Origin of the sequence: Stenotrophomonas sp. S39, from assembly GCF_016624665.1 — a bacterium.
Taxonomy (GTDB): Bacteria; Pseudomonadota; Gammaproteobacteria; order Xanthomonadales; family Xanthomonadaceae; genus Stenotrophomonas.
This window is the reverse complement of the sequence record NZ_JACVTT010000004.1, coordinates 18090-38224: the sequence shown is the minus strand read 5'-3', so window position 1 is coordinate 38224 and position 20135 is coordinate 18090. Positions and strand designations below refer to the sequence as shown.

The window sequence follows — 20135 nt, the reverse complement described above, 5'->3', positions numbered from 1 at the left end:
GGGGCCCGTTCTCGCCAATGCGCCTGAGCGCGCGCCTGACCCTGTGGCTGGCACTGTGCGTGCTGGCCATGGCCCTGCCGCAGGCCGCCTTCGCACACGCGGCCTCGGCGGCTTCGGCCGCCCCGGCGGCCGGCGTCGCCAGCCCGCAGGAGGCACCGGCGCCGCGCATCGGCGTGGTGACCATGCAGCCGGGCACGGTGTTCTTCGAGCGCTTCGGCCACGACGCCATCGTGGTTCTCGACCCGGTCAGCGGCGAGGCGATCTCGTACAACTTCGGTTATTTCGATCCGTCCGAGGATGATTTCATCAGCCGCTTCGCACGCGGCGACATGATGTATTACCTGGTGGCGCTGCCGCTGCAGCAGGACCTGTCGTACTACGACGAGACCGGCCGCGGTGCCAGCGTGCAGTGGCTGGACCTGCGCCCCGACCAGGCCCGTGCCCTGGCCGCCGGCCTGGCCGAACGGGCGAAGCCGGAGAACGCGCGCTACCACTACGACTACTACACCGCCAACTGCGCCACGATGGTGCGCGACACCTTGAACGAAGCACTGGATGGCGGCCTGCATGCGCAGCTGTCCGGGCGTTCGCGCGGCAACACCTACCGCAGCGAATCGGTGCGCCTGGCCTCGCCGGCACCGTGGATGTGGCTGGGCTTCGACGTCGGCCTCGGACCCTTCGCCGACCAGCCGCTGTCGCGCTGGCAGGAAGCCTTCGTGCCGATGCGCCTGGCCGATGCGCTGCGCCAGGTGCGCAACAGCGATGGCCGGCCACTGGTGCAGAGCGAGCAGGAACTGCTGCCGCACCGCATCGCGGCCGAACCGAAGGAGTTCGCCCGTCGCTGGTGGCCGTGGCTGCTGTGCGGCCTGGTGATCGCCGCCGGCGTGCTGGCCCTGCGCAGCCGCCCACGCCTGCTGGCCGGGCTGGCCCTGCCGTTCTGGCTGCTGTGTGCGCTGTTCGGCGGCGTGCTGGTGTTCCTGTGGGGCTTCAGCATCCACTACGCCGCCTGGGCCAACCGCAACCTGCTGCTGCTCTCGCCGCTGGCGGTGCTGCTGCTGCCGGGCGCGATCGCCCTGCTGCGCCGGCGCGTGCCCGGGCGCATGTTCAGCATCGTCCTGTGGCTGCTGGCCGCGCAGTCGGTGGCCGCCCTCGTGCTGCACTGGCTGAGCCTGCAGGCGCAGTACAACGTGCAGTGGATCGTGCTGCTGCTGCCGGTGCACGTGGCACTGGCCTGGGTGCTGGCGCGTCGTCCTCACTTGTCCGAAACACCCCGCTGACGCAGGATGGCGGGCATGTCATTGCCCGCCTCCGCTTCCGCCCCCGCATCGAACAACCCCGCCTGCGTCATCAACTGCGTCCACTACGATGACCAGGGCAAGCGCCACGACATCAGCCTGGATGCCATCAGCGACGTGATCGCCAGTGGCAACGGTTTCGTCTGGGTCGGCCTGTTCGACCCCAACGATGACGTGCTGCTGAAACTGCAGGAAGAATTCTGCCTGCACGACCTGGCCATCGAGGACGCGCGCAACGCGCACCAGCGACCCAAGGCCGAGGCCTACGGCAACTCACTGTTCGTGGTGATGACCACCGCGCAGATGGTCGACGAGCGCATCCAGTATGGCGAAACCCACGCCTTCCTCGGCCCACGCTTCCTGGTGACGGTACGCCACGGTGCATCGCTGTCGTATGCACCGGTGCGCGCGCGGGTGGAACGCGAACCGCAGCTGCTGAAGATGGGCGCGTCCTACTGCCTGTACGCGGTGGCCGATTTCGTGGTGGACAACTACCTGCCGATCACCACCCGCTTCCGCGACACGCTGGACCTGCTGGAGAAGGACATCTTCGCCGAGACCTACAAGCGCAGCACGGTGACGCGCCTGTACGAACTCAAGCGCGAACTGAACAAGATGCGCATGGCGGTGGCGCCGCTGCAGGACGTGCTGGCGCAGCTGCGCCGCTACCAGGGCGAGCTGATTCCCGACGAAGTGAAGCTGTACGTGCGTGACGTGCACGACCACGCCGCGCGCATCAGCGATGTGATCGATACGCTGCGCGAGATGCTGGGCACGGCCCTGAGCGTCAACCTGTCGCTGGTGACGCTGGCGCAGGGTGAGACGGTGAAGCGACTGGGTGCGTGGGCGGCACTGCTGGCCGCGCCGACGCTGATCACCAGCTGGTACGGCATGAATTTCAGCCACATGCCCGAGCTCAACCAGCCGTGGTCCTACCCGTTGATGATCGTCGGCGTGGCCGTGGTGTGCGTGGGCCTGTACCGGTTGTTCAAGCGCGCCAGATGGCTGTAGGGCGCTTTTTGTAGAGTCGAGCTTGCTCGACTGATGCGTGCCAAAGCAGTCGAGCAAGCTCGACTCTACGAGAGCGCAGAGTCGAGCATGGCTCGACTCTACAGAAGCGGGATCAGGCCACGTAGACGGTCTTGATGTTCATGAACTCATGGATGCCGTGGTCGGCCAGTTCGCGGCCGAAGCCCGACTCCTTGCTGCCGCCGAACGGCAGGCGCGCATCACTCTTGACGATGGCGTTGACGAACGCCGCGCCGCATTCCATCCGCTGGGCGAAGCGCTCGCCGCGCACCACGTCGGCGGTCCACACGCTGCCGCCCAGGCCGAAGCGGGTGTCGTTGGCCACGCGCAGGGCCTCGGCTTCGTCCTTGACCCGGATCACCGCGGCCACCGGCCCGAACAGCTCCTCGTCGTAGGCCGGCATGCCCGGCCCGACCTGGTCGAGCACCGTGGCCGGGTAGCCCGCGTGGGTGCCGGCAATCGGTTCGCCGCCCACCCGCACGCGCGCGCCCTTGGCCACGCTGGCCTGTACCTGCTTGTGCAGTTCATCGCGCAGGTCGGCACGCGCCATCGGCGCCAGCGTGGTGCCACGCTCGTTCGGATCACCGTACTGGCGCTGGCCGGCGGCCTCGACGAAGCGGTCGGTGAAGGCATCGGCCACCGCATCGACCACGATGAAGCGCTTGGCCGCGATGCAGGTCTGCCCGCTGTTGTCGAAGCGCGACTTCACTGCGGCGGCGACGGTCTTGTCCAGGTCGGCGTCGTCGAGCACGACGAAGGCATCGCTGCCGCCGAGCTCCATCACCGATTTCTTCAGCTGGCTGCCGGCGTTGGAGGCAATCGAACGCCCTGCCCGCTCGCTGCCGGTCAGGGTCACCGCCTTCACCCGCGCATCGCGCAGCACATCGGCCGCCTGGTCGTTGTTGATATGCAGCACATCGAACACACCTGCCGGCAGGCCGCCGTCACGGCACACTGCCAGGATCAGGTCGGCGCACTGCGGCACGTTGCTGGCGTGCTTGAGCAGGGCGACATTGCCGGCCATGAACGCCGGGGCCAGGAAACGGAACACCTGCCAGATCGGGAAATTCCACGGCATCACCGCGAACACGCAGCCAATCGGCTCATAGCGCACATAGCTGCGCTGCGCCTCGGTGTCGATGATCTGTGGCTTCAGGTAATCGGCAGCGTGGCCGGCATAGAACTCGCAGGCGGCCGCGCATTTGTCGACCTCGGCCAGCGCCTCGGCCTTCAGCTTGCCCATCTCGCCGGTCATCGCCTGCTGCAGGTCGTCGCGGCGTGCGCGCAGCTGGGCGGCGATGCTTTTGAGGATGGCGCCGCGATCCTGCAGCGAGCGCTCGGCCCACGCCGGGAACGCGTCGGCGGCGGCCTGCAGGCGCTGCTCGATGTCGGCCGCGCCGAGCAGTTCATGGCGGTAGGTGACCAGGCCGGTGGCCGGGTTGACGATTTCGACGGTCATGGGGGATCTCCATCAGGCAGATCCCCAGTGTGCGCCCGATCCCGTGAGCCGGGTGTTGCCGCCGCATGGCGGCGGCGTGCGGGCCTCAGCCGTTGTCCTGGCGGGCCAGCTGCAGGTCGCGCTGGCGGCGCTTTTCGGCACGCGCGTTGATGTACCAGCCGATCACTGCGGCCACCGACACCGCCGACACCAGCAGGGTTGCCAGCGCGTTGATCTTCGGGCTGATGCCCATGCGCACCGAGGCGAACACCTTCATCGGCAACGTGGTCGAGCCCGGGGTGGCGACGAAGCTGGCAACCACCACGTCATCCAGTGACAGGGTGAAGGCCAGCAGCCAGCCCGCGACCAGTGCCGGGGCGATGATCGGCAAGGTGATGCGGCCGAACACCGTCAGCCGGCTGGCGCCGAGGTCCATCGCCGCTTCTTCCAGCGAGAGATCCATTTCCTGCAGGCGCGAGGACACCACCACGGTGACGAAGCACAGGGTGAAGGTCACGTGGGCGATCCAGATGGTGGCCAGGCCGCGCGCGGGGAAACCGGGGATGGCGCCCATCGAGGCCAGCAGGGCCATCAGCGAGAAGCCCAGGATGACATCGGGCATGACCAGTGGCGCGGTAACCAGCGCACCAAACACCTGCTTGCCACGGAAGCGGCGGAAGCGGGTCATCACCATCGCCGCCAGCGTGCCCAGCACGGTGGCGGTGCAGGCGGTCCAGAACGCCACGACCAGGCTGGTCCACATCGCATCCATCAGCGCGCGGTCGGCGAACAGATCGCTGTAGGCGCGGGTGGAAAACCCGGCCCAGACCATCGCCAGCCGCGAGCTGTTGAACGAATAGAACATCAACAGCAGGATCGGCAGGTACAGGAAGGCGAAGCCGAGCACCAGCACGCCCAGGCCCAGGCCCTTTGCGCTACGCGGGCTCATGCCTGTTTCCCTTCCAGCAGGCGCTGCTGGGATCGGTTGAACCAGAGGATGGGCACCAGCAGCAGCAGGATCATCGCCACCGCCATGGCCGAAGCGCCCGGCCAGTTGCGGTTGTTGAAGAACTCGTTCCACAGCTGGCGGCCGACCATCAGCGTCTCCGAGCCACCGAGCATTTCCGGGATCACGAATTCACCCACCGCCGGGATCATCACCAGCATGCAGCCGGCGATGATGCCGGCCTTGGACAACGGCAGGGTGATGCGCAGGAAGGCCTGCCAGGGCTTGGCGCCGAGATCGTAGGCCGCTTCCAGCAGGCGGTTGTCGTGCTTGACCAGGTTGGCGTACAGCGGCAGCACCATGAAGGGCAGATAGCAGTAGACGATGCCGATGTAGGCCGCGGTCGGGGTGTCGATCAGCTGCAGCTTGGGCAGGCCCATGCTGGTCATCAGCGATTGCAGGCCGGTGAACTGCAGGAACTGGTCGAGCAGGCCGTTGCGGTCCAGGATCGCCTTCCACGCATACACGCGGATCAGGAACGAGGTCCACGACGGCAGCACCACCAGCATCATCGCTACGTTGCGCGCGGCCGGCGACAGGCGCGCGATGGCATAGGCCATCGGGTAGCCGATCAGCAGGGTGAGGAAGGTGGAGATGGCCGCGATCTTGATCGAGCTGAGGAACGCCTGGGCGTAGATCGAATCGCGGAACAGCGCCAGGTAGTTCTCGAGGTTGAGCTTCAGCGAGAACGCGCCATCGACGTACTGCAGCAGCCAGGTATACGGCGGCGAGCCGACCCGGCTGTGCGAGAAGCTGATCATCAGCACGATCAGGAACGGCACCGCGAAGAACAGCAGCAGCCACAGGTAGGGAATGCCGATGACCGTGGCACGCGTGCCCGGCAGCCAGCGCTTCAGGCCCGCCGCGCTCATGAGGTCAGCACCACGCCGTCGTTGTCACGCCAGTGCACCCACACCTGGTCGCCCCAGGTCAGGCCATCGCTGGCCCAGCGCTGCGAGTTGGCGAAGTTGGCCAGCACCTTGGCACCACTGGGCAGGCGCACGTGGTAGACCGAATGGCTGCCGAAATAGGCGATGTCCTCGATCACGCCCTGCGCCTTGTTGGTCGGCGCGTCCGGCTCGTCCTTGCCGATCATCACTTTTTCCGGGCGCAGCGCGAACGCGACCGGCTGCCCTTCGTAGCAGGTGATGCCGTGGGCGATGTAGACCGGCGCCGGGAACAGCGGCGAGCGCACGGTCACGTACTCGGGAAGGTCCTCGTCGATGACCCCTTCAAACAGGTTGACCGAGCCGATGAAGCCGGCAACGAAACGGTTGGCGGGCTGCTCGTAGACCTCATCGGGCTTGCCGACCTGCTGGATCCAGCCGGCATCCATCACCGCGATGCGGGTGGCCATGGTCATGGCCTCTTCCTGGTCGTGGGTGACCATCACGCAGGTCACGCCGGAGGATTCGATGATGCTGACCAGTTCCAGCTGCATCTGCGAGCGCAGCTTCTTGTCCAGCGCGCCCATCGGTTCGTCCAGCAGCAGCAGCTTGGGCCCCTTGGCCAGCGACCGTGCCAGCGCCACGCGCTGCTGCTGGCCGCCGGACAGCTGGTGCGGCTTGCGCTTGCCCAGGTGCGCCATCTGCACCAGGTCCAGCATCTCGCCCACGCGACGGCTGATCGCATCCTTGGCCAGGCCATCCTGCTTCAGGCCGAAGGCGATGTTCTGCTCGACCGTCATGTGCGGGAACAGGGCGTAGGACTGGAACATCATGTTGACCGGCCGCTGGTACGGCGGCAGTGCATCCAGGCGCTGGCCATCGAGGGTGATGCTGCCCTTGGTGGGCGTCTCGAAGCCGCCCAGGCAGCGCAGCAGGGTCGATTTACCGCTGCCCGAGCCACCGAGCAGGGCAAAGATCTCGCCCTTGCGCACGTCCAGGTTGACGTCGTCGACGGCGACGAAACCGTCGAATTCCTTGCGCAGGTCACGAATGGAAAGATAGCCGGGCGCACCGTTCGCATCGACGACGGCGGCTTCCGGCTGGGCTTCAACGGGCATGGGGGCTCCGGGAGCGGGCGGTGGACAGCGGCGGCCATTCTACCGGCCGGGGGGCGCAAATGCGTGCCGACCAACGGTCGGCACCTACCGGGCCGGAGGGCCCGCGGGGGCATGGCCCGGCGGAACGCATCACCGCGCGGCCACCGGCGGGGCGTCCTGCCAGCCCAGGCCCAGGCTCTTCTGCAGGCCCACGTAGCGCACCAGCAGCTGCAGGCGCGCCTGGGCGGCGGCATCCTGCGCCTGCAGGCGCTGGCGCTGCACGTCCAGCAGGTCGATCTGCGAGGTGGCGCCCGCCTGCCGGCGCTGGTTCATCAGCGCCAGCGAGCGGTCCGCCGAGGCTTCGGCACGGACGCTGGCCTGCAGCTGCTGGCGGGCGGCACCGAAGCGTGCCAAGGCGGTGTTGGCGTCCTGCAGCGCGGCCAGCACCGTGCCTTCGTAGGCCGCCAGCCGCGCCTCGTTGCCGGCCCGGGCCTGGGCCACGCGCGCCTTGTTCACCCCGAAATCGAACAACGACCAGCGCAGGAAGGGGGCGACGATGGTGGCCGCCGAATCCGGCCCCAGATCGGACAGCGATGTGGCCCCGGCACCGATGGTGCCCAGCAGGGTCACCTGCGGGAAGTAGGCTGAAATCGCCTGGCCGATCTGCGCCGAGGAGGCCGCCAGCTCGCGCTCGGCCTTGCGTACATCCGGACGTCGCTGGATCAGCGCACCGGCATCATCCACCGGCACGCTGGCCGGCAGCACCGGCAGCGCCTGGTCCGCGGCCAGCCGCGCATCCAGCGCGCCCGGCTCGCGGCCGACCATCAGGGCCAGCACATCGCGGGCCTCATCCGCCTGCGCCTGCAGCGGTGGCAGCGCGGCCTGCTGCTGTTGCAGCTGGGCCTGCGCGCGCTCGACCTGCAGGTCCGAATCGGCCCCGCGCTGGCGGCGCTGGCGGGTCAGCTGCAGGCTGTCATCGGCCGCGCGCAGGTTGTCCTCGGCCAGCGCGATGCGCTCGCGGCTGCTGCGGTAGCCCAGGTAGACCTGCGCCAGCTCGGCCGCCAACTGCACCTGCGCATCGGCCAGCGCCGCCGCATTGGCCTCGGCTTCGGCGGCGGCCTGTTCGGCCGCGCGGCGACGGCGGCCGAACAGATCCAACTCCCAGCTGGCATCGAAGCCGGCCACGTACAGCTCGGTATCCAGATCGATATCGGCAAACTGCTGGCGCAGCTGCGCCGCCTCCTGCGGGCGACCGTTGGCCTCGGCCACGCCCGCGATGTTCTCGCCGAGGCCACGCACGCTGCTTTCCAGGGAATCAGGCGCCTTGACGTTGGCATAGCCCGCAGCCGCGCCCACGCTGGGCAGCTGCTCGGCGCGGCGCTGGCGTTGCAGCGCGCGCGAGGCCAGCAGCTTGGCCTGCGCCGCGCGCAGGTTGGGACTGTTGCGCAGCGCCTCGTCCACCAGCTGGTCCAGCAGCGGATCGTTCAGTGCGCGCCACCACTGGCTGGGCGGCGTGGCTGGCTGCACGCCGGCCTGCGCCGCTCGCGGCAGCCGGGCCTGCGCGGTGGCGCCGGTAGCCACGTCCGGCTTCACGTAATCCGGGCCCAGCATGCAGCCGGCCAGCAGCAGCGGCAGCGTGGCCGGCCACAGCCGGTGCAGGCGAAGGGAAGCGGTGAGCGTCGTCGAAGTCATCAGTGCATCGCCAATGGAACGCCCTTGGGCAGGGGCTTGAGCAGGAACACCAGGGGCAGGGTCGCCACCACGATCAGGCCGAAGATCCAGAACAGGTCGTTGTAGGCCATCACCATCGCCTGCAGCTGCACGGTCTGCGCCAGCACCGCCATTGCCTGCGTCGCATCGCCCAGCTGCTGGCCGTAGGCATGCAACGCGTCCTGGGCAATGGTCGAGTTGGCGGTGACGCTGCTGCCGATCGCATCGATGTGCAGGGTGGCGCGACGCTCCTGGAAGGTGGAGATGATGGCCAGCCCGATCGAGCCGCCGAGGTTGCGCGCGGCGTTGAACAGGCCCGAGGCATCGCTGGTGTATTCGCGCGGCACCGAGGTGATGGCCGCCTGGTTCAGGGCCATCATCGCCAGCGCCAGGCCGCAGCCCTGCAGCAGCTGGCCGATGACGAAGTGCGGGCCGATGCTGTCCGGCGTCAGCCCCAGGTTGACGAAGCAGGCGGCGGCGAAGCACAGCATGCCGCCGAACACCATGATGCGCACGTCCACCGTTTCCAGCATCTTCGGCATCAACGGCATCAGCAGGATGGTTGGCAGGCCCGCCAGCAGCAGCACGTAGCCGGCCTGCTCGGTGTTGTAGCCGGCGATGATCGCCAGGAACTGCGGGATCATGTACATGACCCCGAACAGGATCATGCCCACCGCCATCACCATCACGAACACCGCGCCGAAACTGCGCTGGAACAGGATGTTGAGGCGGATGACCGGCGCCTTGCTGGTGAACTGGGAAAGCGCCAGCAGGGCAAACCCCAGCAGCGAGACGAGGCTGAGCACCACGATCATGGTCGATTCGAACCAGCGCTCGCGCTGGCCGTCTTCCAGCACCACGGTGAGCGCGGACAGCCCGGCGGTCATGCCGAGGATGCCCAGCCAGTCGGCGCGCAGCAGCCCGCCCCAGTTCGATTTCTCATGCGGCAGGCCGAGCAGCAGCAGGGCGACCAGGCCGGCGCAGATCGGCACGTTGATGAAAAACGCGTAGTGCCAACTGACGTTCTCGGTCAGCCAGCCGCCCAGCAGCGGGCCGATCACCGGGCCGAGGATGACGGTCATGCCGAACAGCGCGGTGCCCAGCGGCTGCTGCTTCGGCGGCAGCCGCGTGCCGACGATGGTCAGCGCCGTGGGGATCAGCGCACCACCGGCAAAGCCCTGCCCTACCCGGCCAGCGATCATCATCGGCAGCGAATCGGCCAGGCCGCACATCACCGAAAACGCGGTGAACAGCGTGGCGCAGATCAGCAGGAAGGTGCGCAGGCCCAGCGTGCGCACGAACCAGCCGGTCAGCGGAATCATCACGATTTCCGAGACCAGGAAGGCGGTGGAGATCCAGGTGCCCTCGGTGCCGCTGGCGCCGACTTCGCCCTGGATGGTGGGCAACGCCGCGTTGACGATGGAGATATCCAGCGTGGCCATGAACGAGCCGATGGTGCCGGCCGCCACGGCCAGCCACGCACCGGCATCGGCCTTGCCTCCGGCGGCGGGCGCTGCGGGGGCGGTGGTGGCGTTCATCGCGCCGGTGCGGCCGTGGCCTCGGCCTCGTCGCGGGTGCGCTGGCGCGCGTCCTTGGCATTGCGCGTATCGACCGTCACTTCCACCGACATGCCCGGCACCAGTACCTTGCGCGCCTCGGCTCCGGCATCGACACGGATGCGCACCGGCACGCGCTGCACGACCTTGGTGAAGTTGCCGGTGGCGTTCTGCGGCGGCAGCAGCGCGAACTGCGAGCCGGTGCCCGGCGAGATGCTTTCCACCGTGCCGTGCAGGGTGGTGCCCGGCAGCGCATCGACCTTGATCTCGGCGGGCTGTCCGGCGCGCATCAATCCCACCTGGGTTTCCTTGAAATTCGCGCTGAGGTACAGCGATTCGACCGGCACGATGGTCATGGTGCGGGTGCCGGCAGCGACGAACTGGCCCACCTGCACGGTCTTGTTGCCGACGCGCCCGTCGATGCGCGCGCGCAGCTCGGTGTCCTCGAAGGCGACCCGTGCCTGCGCGGCATCAGCCTGCGCCTGCTTGAGCCCGGCCTGGGCCTGTTCCAGCTGTGCCTGGCTGGCCTCGATCTGGCTCTGCGCGCCCTGGATCTGTGCCTTGGCCGCGTCGTACTGGGCCTGCGCGCGTTCGACGTCGTGGCGCAGGCTTTCCACGTGTTCGTGGGTGTCTGCGCCACTGGCGGCCAGCGGGGTGAAGCGGGCCAGCTCGGCCTTGCCGAAACGCAGCGAGGCCGTGGCAGCGGTGAGCTGGGTGCGTGCCTGCAGCAGGCTGGACTGCTGGCCCTGCACGCCGGCGGCGGCGGCGGCGATATCGGCTTCGCGCACGGCGATCACCGCCTCGGCCTGGTCCAGGGTGGCGCGGTAAGTGCGCGGGTCGATGCGCAGCAGCGGTTCGCCGGCCTTGACCCACTGGTTGTCCTGCACCAGCACTTCGGTGACGTAGCCGTTGATGCGCGGGGCGACGGCGACGGCGTCGGCCTGCAGGTAGGCGTTGTTGGTGTCCTGCAGGTATCGGCCGACCAGCAGGTGGTAGACGAGCCAGGCGACCAGCGCGATGACCACGACGATGCCGATGAGGGCCAGGGTCCAGCGGACCTTGGGGTTCTTCAGCGGCGAAGGCTTGTCCTCTTTGGTGGAGGCGTCTTCGTCGGTGGGGGCGTCGGTGCGCTGGGGGTGGTCGGTCATTGTCTTGTCGTGGCGGTGGTCGGTGCCATACGGGACGGTAGGGGAAGGGGTGCGGAGGTGAGGTGAAAGCGTTTGTCGCGTGCCTGCGATTAGTTCCCGGTTGGCAGGGTGCAGAGCAGAGGCAAAGGCAAAAAAAAAACGGAGGCCGTTGGCCTCCGTTTTTCTGCTTGGTGGAGGCCGACCGTTGGTCGGCCCTACCAGAAAGCGTGCCGACCAACGGTCGGCACCTACTTGCCGGTCTTCACTTCGGTCCACAGGCGGGTGTAGAGCTTGTCGGTTTCCGGGGTGTTGATCGAGTAGGTGAACATCTTCTCGGCGACGTCGGCCGGCGGGTAGATGGTCGGGTCGGTGCGGATGGCTTCGTCCACCAGCGGGGTCGCGGTCGGCACCGGGTTGGCGTAGTGGATGAAGTTGGTGTTGGCCGCGGCGACCTTCGGTTCCAGCAGGTAGTTGATGAATTTGTAGGCCGCTTCCGGGTGCTTGGCGTCCTTCGGGATCGCCAGCATGTCGAACCACTGCGGTGCGCCTTCCTTCGGGATCGAGTAGGCCACGTGCACGCCGTTGCTCGCTTCCTCGGCGCGGTCGCGGGCCTGGATGATGTCACCCGACCAGCCCACCACCAGGCAGGTGCCGCCATTGGCCAGCGAACCCACGTACTGCGAGGAGTGGAAGTTCTGCACGTACGGACGGATCGACTTCAGCAGGTCGGCGGCCTTCTGCAGCTCGGCCGGGTCGCCGCTGTGGGGGTCCAGGCCCAAGTAATGCAGGGCGATCGGGATCATGTCCGCCGGCGTGTCCAGGATGGTCACGCCGCAGTCCTTCATCTTGCTGATGTTTTCCGGCTTGAAGATCAGGTCCCAGCTGTTGGCGATGTCGGCGCTGCCGCCGAAACGCTCCTTCAGCATGTCCACGTTGTAGCCGATGCCGGTGGTGCCGATCATGTACGGCACGCCGTACTTGTTGTCCGGATCCTGGGTGGCGATGCGCTTCATCACCGACGGGTCCAGGTTGGCCAGGTTCGGGATCTTGCTCTTGTCCAGCGGCAGGAACACGCCGGCCTGGATCTGGCGGCCGAAGAAGTTCAGCGTCGGCACCACCACGTCGTAGCCGCTGTTGCCGGCCAGCAGCTTGGTCTCGACCATCTCGTCGCTGTCGAACACGTCGTAGGTCACCTTGATCCCGCTCTCCTTCTCGAAGGTCGGGATGGTGTCCTCGGCAATGTAATCGCTGTAGTTGTAGACGTTCAGGACCTGGCTGTCCTGCGCGCCACCGTTGCCACCGCCACAGGCGGCAAGCATGGCGGAGGCCAGGCCGAGCGTGAGGATACGCAGCTTCATCGGGTGCTCCAGAATGCGGAATGGGGGGAGGCCGGCGGGGCCGGCGACGGGTGCCAGCCTACCCCCCGGCGGCTCATTCATCAATTGCAGCCCTTCACACGTTCAACAGCAGGAACTCGCGCTCCCAGGAGCTGATGACGCGGAAGAAGGTCTCGTATTCCTTGCGCTTGACCGAGATATAGGCCCGGCAGAAACGTTCGCCCAGCAGGGCCTGCAGTTCGGCGCACTGTTCCAGCCCGTCCAGCGCCTCGCCCAGCGAGCGCGGCAGGTTGTAGCCCAGTTCCTTGGCGCTGCCTGTCACCGGGGCGTCCGGGGCCAGCCGCTCGCGGATGCCCAGCAGGCCGCAGGCCAGGGTGGCGGCCATCGCCAGGTAGGGGTTGGCATCGGAGCCGGCGAAGCGGCTTTCCACCCGCATGTTCTCCGGCGTGTCCAGCGGCACGCGCAGGCCACAGGTGCGGTTGTCGTAGCCCCAGTGCACGTTGCTCGGCGAGACCTCGCCGAACACCAGGCGCCGGTAGGAATTGACGTTCGGCGCGAAGAAGGCCATCGCCTGCGGCACGTACTTCTGCAGGCCGCCCAGGTAATGGCCGAACACCGGGCTGAACTCGCCCTCGCCATGGGTCTCGCCGGTGAACACGTTGCTGCCGTCGCTCACCCGCACCAGGCTCTGGTGGATGTGCATGGCGCTGCCCGGCTCGTTCTCCATCGGCTTGGCCAGGAAGGTGGCGTACACGCCGTGGCGCATCGCCGCCTCGCGCATGGTGCGCTTGAACAGGAACACCTGGTCGGCCAGGTCCATCGCATCGGCGTGGGTGAAGTTCACTTCCAGCTGCGCCGCGCCGGATTCGTGGATCAGCGTGTCCACGTCCAGCTTCATCGCATCGGCGTAGTCGTACATCAGGTCGAGGATGGGATCGAACTCGTTGACCGCATCGATCGAATACGACTGCCGCGCCGTCTCCGGGCGCCCGGAACGACCGGCCGGCGGCAGCAGCGGGAAATCCGGGTCGGTGTTCTTCTGTACCAGGAAGAATTCCAGCTCCGGCGCCACCACCGGGCGCAGGCCCAGTTCGGCGTACGCGGCCAGCACCCGGCGCAGGACGTTGCGCGGGGCCAGCTCATGCGGCTCGCCGGTCTTGGTGTAGCAGTCATGGATGACCTGCGCGGTGGCATCGGCCGCCCACGGCACCATGCGCACCGTGTCCGGGTCGGGCCGCAGCATCATGTCCGAGTCCGACGGCGAGGTCAGGTCGTAGTAATCGTCGGGGAATTCACCGGTGACCGTGGTGGCGAAGATGCCTTCGGGCAGGCGCGTGCCGTAGTCGTGCGAGAACTTGTCGGCGGGGATGATCTTGCCGCGCGCGTTGCCGGTGATGTCCGGCACCAGGCATTCGACCTCGGTGATGCGCCGCTCCTTCAGCCAGCGCAGCAGGCTGCTTTCCTGCGGTGCGGGGGGCGTGGCCGTCTTGCGCGGGCGAGGTCGGGAACTCATCGGGAATCCAGTCGGTTCTGTTGGTACTGCCGGCAAGCTTGGCCGAAAGCACGGAAAATAGCGTGATAGAACGGCGCCTGCATGACACGCCACTCCGGGTGCCACTGTACGCCGAGCACGAAGCAATGGTCGCTGCTGCGTGCAGCTTCAACGAGGCCATCATCGGCCCACGCCTCCACCTGCAGGCCATCGGCCAGCCGCGCGATGCCCTGCCCATGCACGGAATTGACCTGTGCCCGCTCGCTGCCCTGCCACTGTGCGAGCCAGCCACCCCGGGCCAGGCTGACGGCGTGCGCCGGGCCATACTGCACCTCGACCGGCGCCTGCGGGTCCTCGCGATGGTCGGACAGGCCGGGTACTGCATGTACCTGCGGATGCAGGCTGCCGCCCAGTGCCACGTTCAATTCCTGGAAACCGCGGCAGATCGCCAGCACCGGCAGATCCCGCGCCAGCGCGGCCTGCAGCAGGGCAAAGGCGTTGCCATCGCGCGCGGGGTCGTGCAGGTTGCCCGGCCAGCTGCGGCCGCCCTCATAGTGCTGCGGTTCGATATTGCTGACCGCCCCGGTCAACAGCAGGCCATCCAGCCCCTGCAGCCAGTCGTCGGCCGGCAGCGGTGGCTGCAGGCTGGGCAGCACCAGCGGAGTGACCGCCGCCGCATCGACCAGCGCGCGCACGTACTTTTCCCCAGCCACCGCGAAACGGTGATGGCCGAGCACGGTGCTGTCGGTGGGCAGGCCCACCCAGGGCAGGCGGCGCATGGGGAAACTCCTTAGCGTGGAGCCAAAATACCCGTCGGCGCGCGCAGGCGGCAAGTCGTCGCCGTCACACCCCAGCGCGCGCGTATCGGCCAGACTATACGGGTGAACAGTGATCGCCCTCCCCCGCCCTGTCCCTGCATCGCGCGCCCGCGAGGCCTGCCGTGAGCGCGGATTTCCCGCCCAGCTGGTACGCCAGCAGCCTGCCCGAGCCGGCCGCGCTGCCGCCGTTGCGGGGAGACGTGCAGGCCGACGTGGCCGTGCTCGGCGCCGGTTACACCGGCCTGACCGCCGCACTGGAGCTGGCCCAGCGCGGCTACCGCGTGGTGCTGCTGGAAGCCCAGCGCATCGGCTGGGGAGCGTCGGGACGCAACGGCGGCCAGGCGCTGGTGGGTTACGGCTGCGAGGTGGATGAGCTGGAACGCCAGCTCGGCCGCGACGACGCCCGCCACCTGTTCGACTGGTCGCGCGAGGCGGTGCAGTCGATGCGCCAGCGCATCGCGCGGCACGGCATCGACTGCCACTGGGTGGAAGGCCATGCCAGCGTGGCGATCCGCGCGCGCCACGAACGCGACCTGCGCGCCGGCTGCGAACACCTGCAGCGCCACTACGATTACCCCATGCAATGGTGGGAGCGTGACGTCCTGCACGCCCAGCTGGACAGCCCGCGTTACCGCGCCGCGATGTTCGACCCGCTCAGCGCGCACCTGCATCCGCTGGCCTACGCCCGCGGCCTGGCCGATGCCGCCCGCGCGGCCGGCGTGGCCATCCACGAACACTCACCGGTCACCCGCGTGCAGCGCGGCGCGCAGGCCACCCTGCATACCGTGCAGGGCAGCGTACGTGCCGCGCACCTGGTGGTGGCTGGCAACGCCTTGCTGCAGGGGCTGCTGCCGGAACTGGAGTGCCGCGTCATGCCGGTCGGCACCTACATCGGCGCCAGCGCGCCGCTGGGCGCCGAGCGCGCGCGGCAGCTGATCCGCAACGACATGGCAGTGGCTGACACCGCCTGGGCCCTGGATTACTTCCGCCTCAGCCATGATCACCGCCTGCTGTTCGGTGGCCGTGCCAGCTATTCGGCGTTGCCGCCGCCGGGGCTGCGCGGGGTGATGCAGCGGCGCATGCACGAGGTCTTCCCGCAGCTGGCCGACGTGGCCCTCGAGCAGGTCTGGGGCGGCTATGTGGACATCACCCGCAACCGTGCGCCGCACTGGGGCCGGCTGGACGGCAACCTTTATTTTGCCCAGGGTTTCTCCGGGCACGGCGTGGCCGCCGCCGGCCTGGCGGGCGAAGTGATTGCTGCCGCCATCGACGGCCAGAGCGCACGCCTGGATGTGTTCCAGCGCCTGCAGCACGCGCCGTTCCCGGGCGGCCGGCTGCTGCGCATGCCGCTGCTGGTGGCGGCGATGTCCTGGTACAAGCTGCGCGACGCACTGTGGTAGCACGGCCGCGGCCGGATTATCCCGGCACACGCACCAATCAGAACGACCTCATTATCAAAGGGCTGCCGCGTTCCCGCTGCAGGGTGACTTAGGTAAATCACACCATTGGTGTGATGACTTTCTCACTTGTGGAATTCAGGCGTGCGGCGATTGCATATTCGGACGCCTGCCGATACCGTCGGTCCAACCGGGGCCCGCGGCGAATGGAAGCTGACAGGGTACGTAGACAGGAAGGGGAAGTACGATTGAACTGGTGGAATGAAGGCCTGCAGTTGAAGTTGCGCATCCATCCGGCAGGTCTTGCCCTGGCTGCGCTGTACGCGATTGCATGCTGGGGCGCACGGCAGCTGTCGTTTGACCAGTTCTACCTGCCTGCCGGCATCCGGGTTGCCGCCCTGCTCCTGTGTCCACCGCGACTGTGGCCTTATCTTCTGCTGGGCGAATACGCCTACTTCGCCCAGATCCGTTATCCGCTGATCGAGAAATACGGCATTGCCTGGGTCATCCTGGCCTCTACGCTGCTGATGCCCGCGGTGATGCTGATCGTCCATCGATCGAAACAGCTGATGTCGCGATCGACCAACGCCGGGCTGCTGGTCATCGCCGCCGCCGCGTCGGTCGTGGTCACACTGACCAACCTCGGGCTCTCCCATGCGCTGTGGCCATCAGCTCCCAGCGACACACTGACAGCGTTTCTCACCCGCGCCGGACGCTTCACGACCGGTGATTTCCTGGGCATCCTCACCGTCGCACCGCTGGCGCTGGTCTGGGCGGCAAGGCACGCCGAGCCGACGTTGAAGCGTGAGTACCTTGGCACCACGACCCTGGCGGTTGTATCGATGATCGTGCTGGGAATCATGGCCGCCTGGATGCCGGATGAGTCGGCAGCGGCCCGCACATCCATACAACTGCTGCTTGCCCTGCCGGCCGTCGTCCTGACCGGCCTGCACGGCTGGAAAGGTGCAGCCGTCGGCGTGCCACTGCTCAATCTGATGATCGGCCTGAGCATGCCCAAGCCCTACCCTGCCACGTTTGACGCGACGGTCCTTGCCACCCAGCAGGTCATGGCCATTACCGGCATTGCGTTGCTGCTGCTGGGCGCACGCATTTCCCAGTACCACCGCCGCTATCGCCAGCGTGAGTCCAGCGAGAAAAAGGCGATCTCGCTTGCCCGCAGCTCCCACGTCGCCAGTGAAATGGAACTGCGCGAACGTGCGATCAGCCTGCGCAGGCTCGGCGATGGCATCGATCTTTCACTGACGGAAGTCGTGAACTGGCTGACGTCGCAAGGCCACCAGTCCATTGCCAACAGCCTGCTGCACACCGCCACGGTGCACTCGCGCCTGTTCCGCGAACAGGCAAGCATGGTCTACCCGACGGCACTCGAGCAGCTCGGCCTGTATGTCGCCCTGCAGGCCGGTGGCGTGCGGGCTGCATGGAACGGGACGCATCGGGTGGTTGACCCGCGCTTGAGTGGTGATCCCTGCAACCTCAGCCTCGACCTGCAACTCCTGGCCTACCGCACGCTCATCGATGCCGTTTCACTGATGCTCAAGCACGAGACGGGCCAGATCGTCGTCCGTACGCGCTGTGTCCGTGGCCGTGGGCAGCGCGGCATCGTCATGACCGTTGCGTTGCTGGACCCGCACCGCGCCCTTTCCTCCGACACGGGCGAATTGGCTGCAGATCGGCTGGCCGGACGCATGCTGGCATTCGGCGGAACGGTCCGAACGCGTCACAACCGCATCAGGATGCTGCTGGTCGAGCCAAGCAGCGAACGATCATCCGTGCCCGGCCACGGACCTGCCGGGCTGCAGTCTGCATCGCCGTCCGCATGGAGCCAGACCCGCGCGTAGTCGCAGGCCGGAAGCCAGCAGGTGCCGAAGCAGCCTGCTGGCCCGTGGCTTACGGCGTTTCCACCGACCACAGCGCGTCCACACCGGCGCCGTAGCGGACGAGCGTGAAATCGCTGCCGCGGTACACCACCGTTCGCACCGCACCGCCCGGCAAGGGCAGCTCGCGGCCCGGCAGGGACACCCGCGCCAGGCTTTCACCGGCGGGAAGAACCCAGAATTCATCCCCGGCATTGCCGATGATCAACTCCACGCGGCCCGCCAGATCATTCACCTGGAAATAGCTGATGCCGTCGCGCTGGAAGCCATAGAGCAACCAGTTGGTGTCCTGGCTCAGGTTGACCGCAACGGGATTGGCCTGGCCAAGACCGCGCTTTGCCAACCGGATGCCATGGTCATCCGACTGAGCGGACGCTACCACGGGAAGGACTGCCAGCAGCGCCAGAACAAGCGCCCGAACGTATGAGATTCGCACATCCACCTCCTCATCTGGGACAGCAGGATCGCTGTCCGGAAAATGTAAATTGATTCCCTCCAGGGTGCCGCAGGAGGGCCCGCATTCGTGCATGCGACAGACACCCGCTCGATACTATAAGTCAGCCTCTGCTGCCGGCAGATCACATCCTCGGGCTAAAGTTTCTTCCGCAACCGCCGCTACCCATCCCGAGCGCCCCTCCCTCACGTGAGCCTCCGCACCATGCCCGTCCTCCCGCAGGTCGTTGTCGATGGCGACCTGGCCGACCCCCTTCCGCAGCGGATCCTGCTGGTGGAGAACTCACGCGCGTTCACTGGAATGCTGCGCGAAGCCATTGAACAGCGCCTGGAACTGCCGGTGGTGGTGGCCTCCACCCTGGCCGAGGCGGGCCGACTGCTGAGCGACGAAGGTGGCTGGTTCCTGGTCCTGACCGGGCTGGTGCTGGCCGACGGTGACCGCGATGCGGTCGTCGAGTTCTTCCTCAAGCGCGACCTGCCCACCGTGGTGGTCAGCAGCGTGTATGACGAAGACCTGCGCAAGCGCGTGCTGCAGCAGCAGATCATCGATTACGTGCTGAAGAACACGCCCGGCAGCGTCGACTACCTGGTGTGGCTGGTGCAGCGGCTCGAACGCAACCGTCGCATCGCCGCGCTGGTGGTGGATGATTCACCGTCGGCCCGCGGCTACGCCGCCGCACTGCTGCGCATGTACGGCCATGAAGTGTTCGAGGCCGCCGATGGCGCCGAAGGCCTTGCGGCCATCGAGGCACACCCGGCGATCCGCCTGGCGGTGGTCGACCAGGAAATGCCGGGCATGCAGGGCGTGGAATTCACCCGCCGCCTGCGTACCCTGCGTTCGCGCGACAAGGTGGCGGTGATCGGCATCTCCGGCAACACCGACGCCTCGCTGATCCCGCGCTTCCTGAAGAACGGCGCCAACGATTTCCTGCGGAAACCCTTTTCGCGCGAGGAATTCTTCTGCCGCGTGTCGCAGAACGTCGACCAGCTGGAGCTGATCGGCACCCTGCAGGACCTGGCCACCCGCGATTTCCTCACCGGCCTGCCCAACCGCCGCTGCTTCCTGGAACAGAGCCAGCGCCAACTGCCGCAGCTGCAGCTGCATGGCCAGTGCGTGGCGGTGGCGATGATCGACATCGACCACTTCAAGCACATCAACGACACCCATGGCCATGAGGCCGGCGACGATGCGCTGCGCGCAGTGGCACGTGCAGTGGGCGACCACGCACGCAGCCAGGACCTGATCGCACGCTTCGGCGGCGAAGAGTTCTGCCTGCTGGTGCCGGAGATGGAGCAGGATGAAGCCATCGTCTACTTCGAGGAGCTGCGCCAGCGCATCGCCGCGCTGGAAGTGGACATCGGCACCGCCACCCTGCGCATGACCGTCAGCATCGGCCTGTGCTGCCTGCGCCCGCAGCGCGATGCGCTGCACCGGCTCATCTCCGAAGCCGACCGCCAGCTCTACCTGGCCAAGGCAGCCGGCCGCAACCGGGTCAGCTGCACCACCGTGGCCAGCCCGCTGCGCCCACGCGAAGCGGCGATGGCCGGCGCGCTTTGATCCAGATCAACGCCGCCTGAGCGCGGCCGCCCTAAAGTCG

16 protein-coding genes are annotated in these 20135 nt (G+C 67.5%); 5 read left to right on the top strand and 11 right to left on the bottom strand.

The annotated features are described in order from the left end of the window. The first annotated feature begins 17 nt into the window (after positions 1–17). The gene (locus IAE41_RS02750; protein ID WP_200732020.1) at positions 18–1277 is read left to right on the top strand and encodes a DUF4105 domain-containing protein; all 1260 of its coding nucleotides are present in this window, start codon (positions 18–20) and stop codon (positions 1275–1277) included. Between the two features lie 6 nt (positions 1278–1283). Beyond that, a complete protein-coding gene (locus IAE41_RS02745) occupies positions 1284–2306 on the top strand; it encodes a magnesium and cobalt transport protein CorA (RefSeq protein WP_200731996.1) in 1023 nt (340 codons plus the stop codon). Between the two features lie 112 nt (positions 2307–2418). Here the strand turns inward: IAE41_RS02745 and IAE41_RS02740 are convergent, their stop codons facing one another. The 10 genes from IAE41_RS02740 to IAE41_RS02695 form a co-directional block, all read right to left on the bottom strand. After that, positions 2419–3783, bottom strand: a complete 1365-nt coding sequence (locus IAE41_RS02740; protein ID WP_200731995.1) for an NAD-dependent succinate-semialdehyde dehydrogenase — start codon at positions 3781–3783, stop codon at positions 2419–2421. Positions 3784–3868: 85 nt separating this feature from the next. Continuing rightward, entirely contained in the window at positions 3869–4711 is an 843-nt protein-coding gene (locus IAE41_RS02735) for an ABC transporter permease subunit (RefSeq protein WP_079221329.1), read from the bottom strand. Continuing rightward, a complete protein-coding gene (locus IAE41_RS02730; protein ID WP_079221328.1) occupies positions 4708–5640 on the bottom strand; it encodes an ABC transporter permease subunit in 933 nt (310 codons plus the stop codon). The genes IAE41_RS02735 and IAE41_RS02730 overlap by 4 nt, the downstream gene beginning before the upstream one ends. Next, positions 5637–6773, bottom strand: coding sequence for a polyamine ABC transporter ATP-binding protein (gene potA, locus IAE41_RS02725; RefSeq protein WP_079221327.1), 1137 nt, complete (start codon positions 6771–6773; stop codon positions 5637–5639). Before potA ends, IAE41_RS02730 begins: the two co-directional genes overlap by 4 nt. Before the next feature lie 129 nt (positions 6774–6902). Next, positions 6903–8444 carry an efflux transporter outer membrane subunit gene (locus IAE41_RS02720; RefSeq protein WP_200731994.1) on the bottom strand — a complete coding sequence of 514 codons (1542 nt, stop codon included), beginning with the start codon at positions 8442–8444 and terminating at the stop codon, positions 6903–6905. Continuing rightward, positions 8444–10000, bottom strand: coding sequence for a DHA2 family efflux MFS transporter permease subunit (locus IAE41_RS02715; RefSeq protein WP_079221325.1), 1557 nt, complete (start codon positions 9998–10000; stop codon positions 8444–8446). The genes IAE41_RS02720 and IAE41_RS02715 overlap by 1 nt, the downstream gene beginning before the upstream one ends. Next, entirely contained in the window at positions 9997–11166 is a 1170-nt protein-coding gene (locus IAE41_RS02710) for an HlyD family secretion protein (RefSeq protein WP_200731993.1), read from the bottom strand. The genes IAE41_RS02715 and IAE41_RS02710 overlap by 4 nt, the downstream gene beginning before the upstream one ends. 227 nt (positions 11167–11393) lie before the next feature. Further along, entirely contained in the window at positions 11394–12503 is a 1110-nt protein-coding gene (locus IAE41_RS02705) for a polyamine ABC transporter substrate-binding protein (protein ID WP_108759639.1), read from the bottom strand. Positions 12504–12597: 94 nt separating this feature from the next. Next, entirely contained in the window at positions 12598–13995 is a 1398-nt protein-coding gene (locus IAE41_RS02700) for a glutamine synthetase family protein (RefSeq protein ID WP_079221322.1), read from the bottom strand. Further along, positions 13992–14753, bottom strand: a complete 762-nt coding sequence (locus IAE41_RS02695; protein ID WP_200731992.1) for a gamma-glutamyl-gamma-aminobutyrate hydrolase family protein — start codon at positions 14751–14753, stop codon at positions 13992–13994. The genes IAE41_RS02700 and IAE41_RS02695 overlap by 4 nt, the downstream gene beginning before the upstream one ends. A gap of 161 nt (positions 14754–14914) precedes the next feature. On the opposite strand from IAE41_RS02695, the gene IAE41_RS02690 reads away from it, so the two are divergent. Both IAE41_RS02690 and IAE41_RS02685 read left to right on the top strand, forming a co-directional pair. Continuing rightward, positions 14915–16192, top strand: coding sequence for an FAD-binding oxidoreductase (locus IAE41_RS02690; protein ID WP_200731991.1), 1278 nt, complete (start codon positions 14915–14917; stop codon positions 16190–16192). A gap of 245 nt (positions 16193–16437) precedes the next feature. Continuing rightward, on the top strand, positions 16438–18048 hold the full coding sequence (locus tag IAE41_RS02685; RefSeq protein ID WP_325166973.1) for an MASE1 domain-containing protein: 1611 nt from the start codon (positions 16438–16440) through the stop codon (positions 18046–18048). 49 nt (positions 18049–18097) lie between these two features. Here IAE41_RS02685 and IAE41_RS02680 read toward each other — a convergent pair whose 3' ends face one another. Beyond that, positions 18098–18613, bottom strand: coding sequence for a hypothetical protein (locus IAE41_RS02680; RefSeq protein ID WP_234458257.1), 516 nt, complete (start codon positions 18611–18613; stop codon positions 18098–18100). 129 nt (positions 18614–18742) lie between these two features. Between IAE41_RS02680 and IAE41_RS02675 the strand changes: the two genes are divergently transcribed. Further along, positions 18743–20095, top strand: a complete 1353-nt coding sequence (locus IAE41_RS02675) for a diguanylate cyclase (protein ID WP_108746323.1) — start codon at positions 18743–18745, stop codon at positions 20093–20095. Positions 20096–20135 lie beyond the last annotated feature (40 nt).

Coding starts and splice junctions, on each gene's coding strand:
- IAE41_RS02740 (WP_200731995.1), bottom strand. CDS start 3,783: ATGACCGTCGAAATCGTCAACCCGGCCACCGGCCTGGTCACCTACCGC.
- IAE41_RS02750 (WP_200732020.1), top strand. CDS start 18: ATGCGCCTGAGCGCGCGCCTGACCCTGTGGCTGGCACTGTGCGTGCTG.
- IAE41_RS02720 (WP_200731994.1), bottom strand. CDS start 8,444: ATGACTTCGACGACGCTCACCGCTTCCCTTCGCCTGCACCGGCTGTGG.
- IAE41_RS02735 (WP_079221329.1), bottom strand. CDS start 4,711: ATGAGCCCGCGTAGCGCAAAGGGCCTGGGCCTGGGCGTGCTGGTGCTC.
- IAE41_RS02695 (WP_200731992.1), bottom strand. CDS start 14,753: ATGCGCCGCCTGCCCTGGGTGGGCCTGCCCACCGACAGCACCGTGCTC.
- IAE41_RS02710 (WP_200731993.1), bottom strand. CDS start 11,166: ATGACCGACCACCCCCAGCGCACCGACGCCCCCACCGACGAAGACGCC.
- IAE41_RS02680 (WP_234458257.1), bottom strand. CDS start 18,613: ATGCACGAATGCGGGCCCTCCTGCGGCACCCTGGAGGGAATCAATTTA.
- IAE41_RS02705 (WP_108759639.1), bottom strand. CDS start 12,503: ATGAAGCTGCGTATCCTCACGCTCGGCCTGGCCTCCGCCATGCTTGCC.
- IAE41_RS02700 (WP_079221322.1), bottom strand. CDS start 13,995: ATGAGTTCCCGACCTCGCCCGCGCAAGACGGCCACGCCCCCCGCACCG.
- potA (WP_079221327.1), bottom strand. CDS start 6,773: ATGCCCGTTGAAGCCCAGCCGGAAGCCGCCGTCGTCGATGCGAACGGT.
- IAE41_RS02675 (WP_108746323.1), top strand. CDS start 18,743: ATGCCCGTCCTCCCGCAGGTCGTTGTCGATGGCGACCTGGCCGACCCC.
- IAE41_RS02745 (WP_200731996.1), top strand. CDS start 1,284: ATGGCGGGCATGTCATTGCCCGCCTCCGCTTCCGCCCCCGCATCGAAC.
- IAE41_RS02730 (WP_079221328.1), bottom strand. CDS start 5,640: ATGAGCGCGGCGGGCCTGAAGCGCTGGCTGCCGGGCACGCGTGCCACG.
- IAE41_RS02715 (WP_079221325.1), bottom strand. CDS start 10,000: ATGAACGCCACCACCGCCCCCGCAGCGCCCGCCGCCGGAGGCAAGGCC.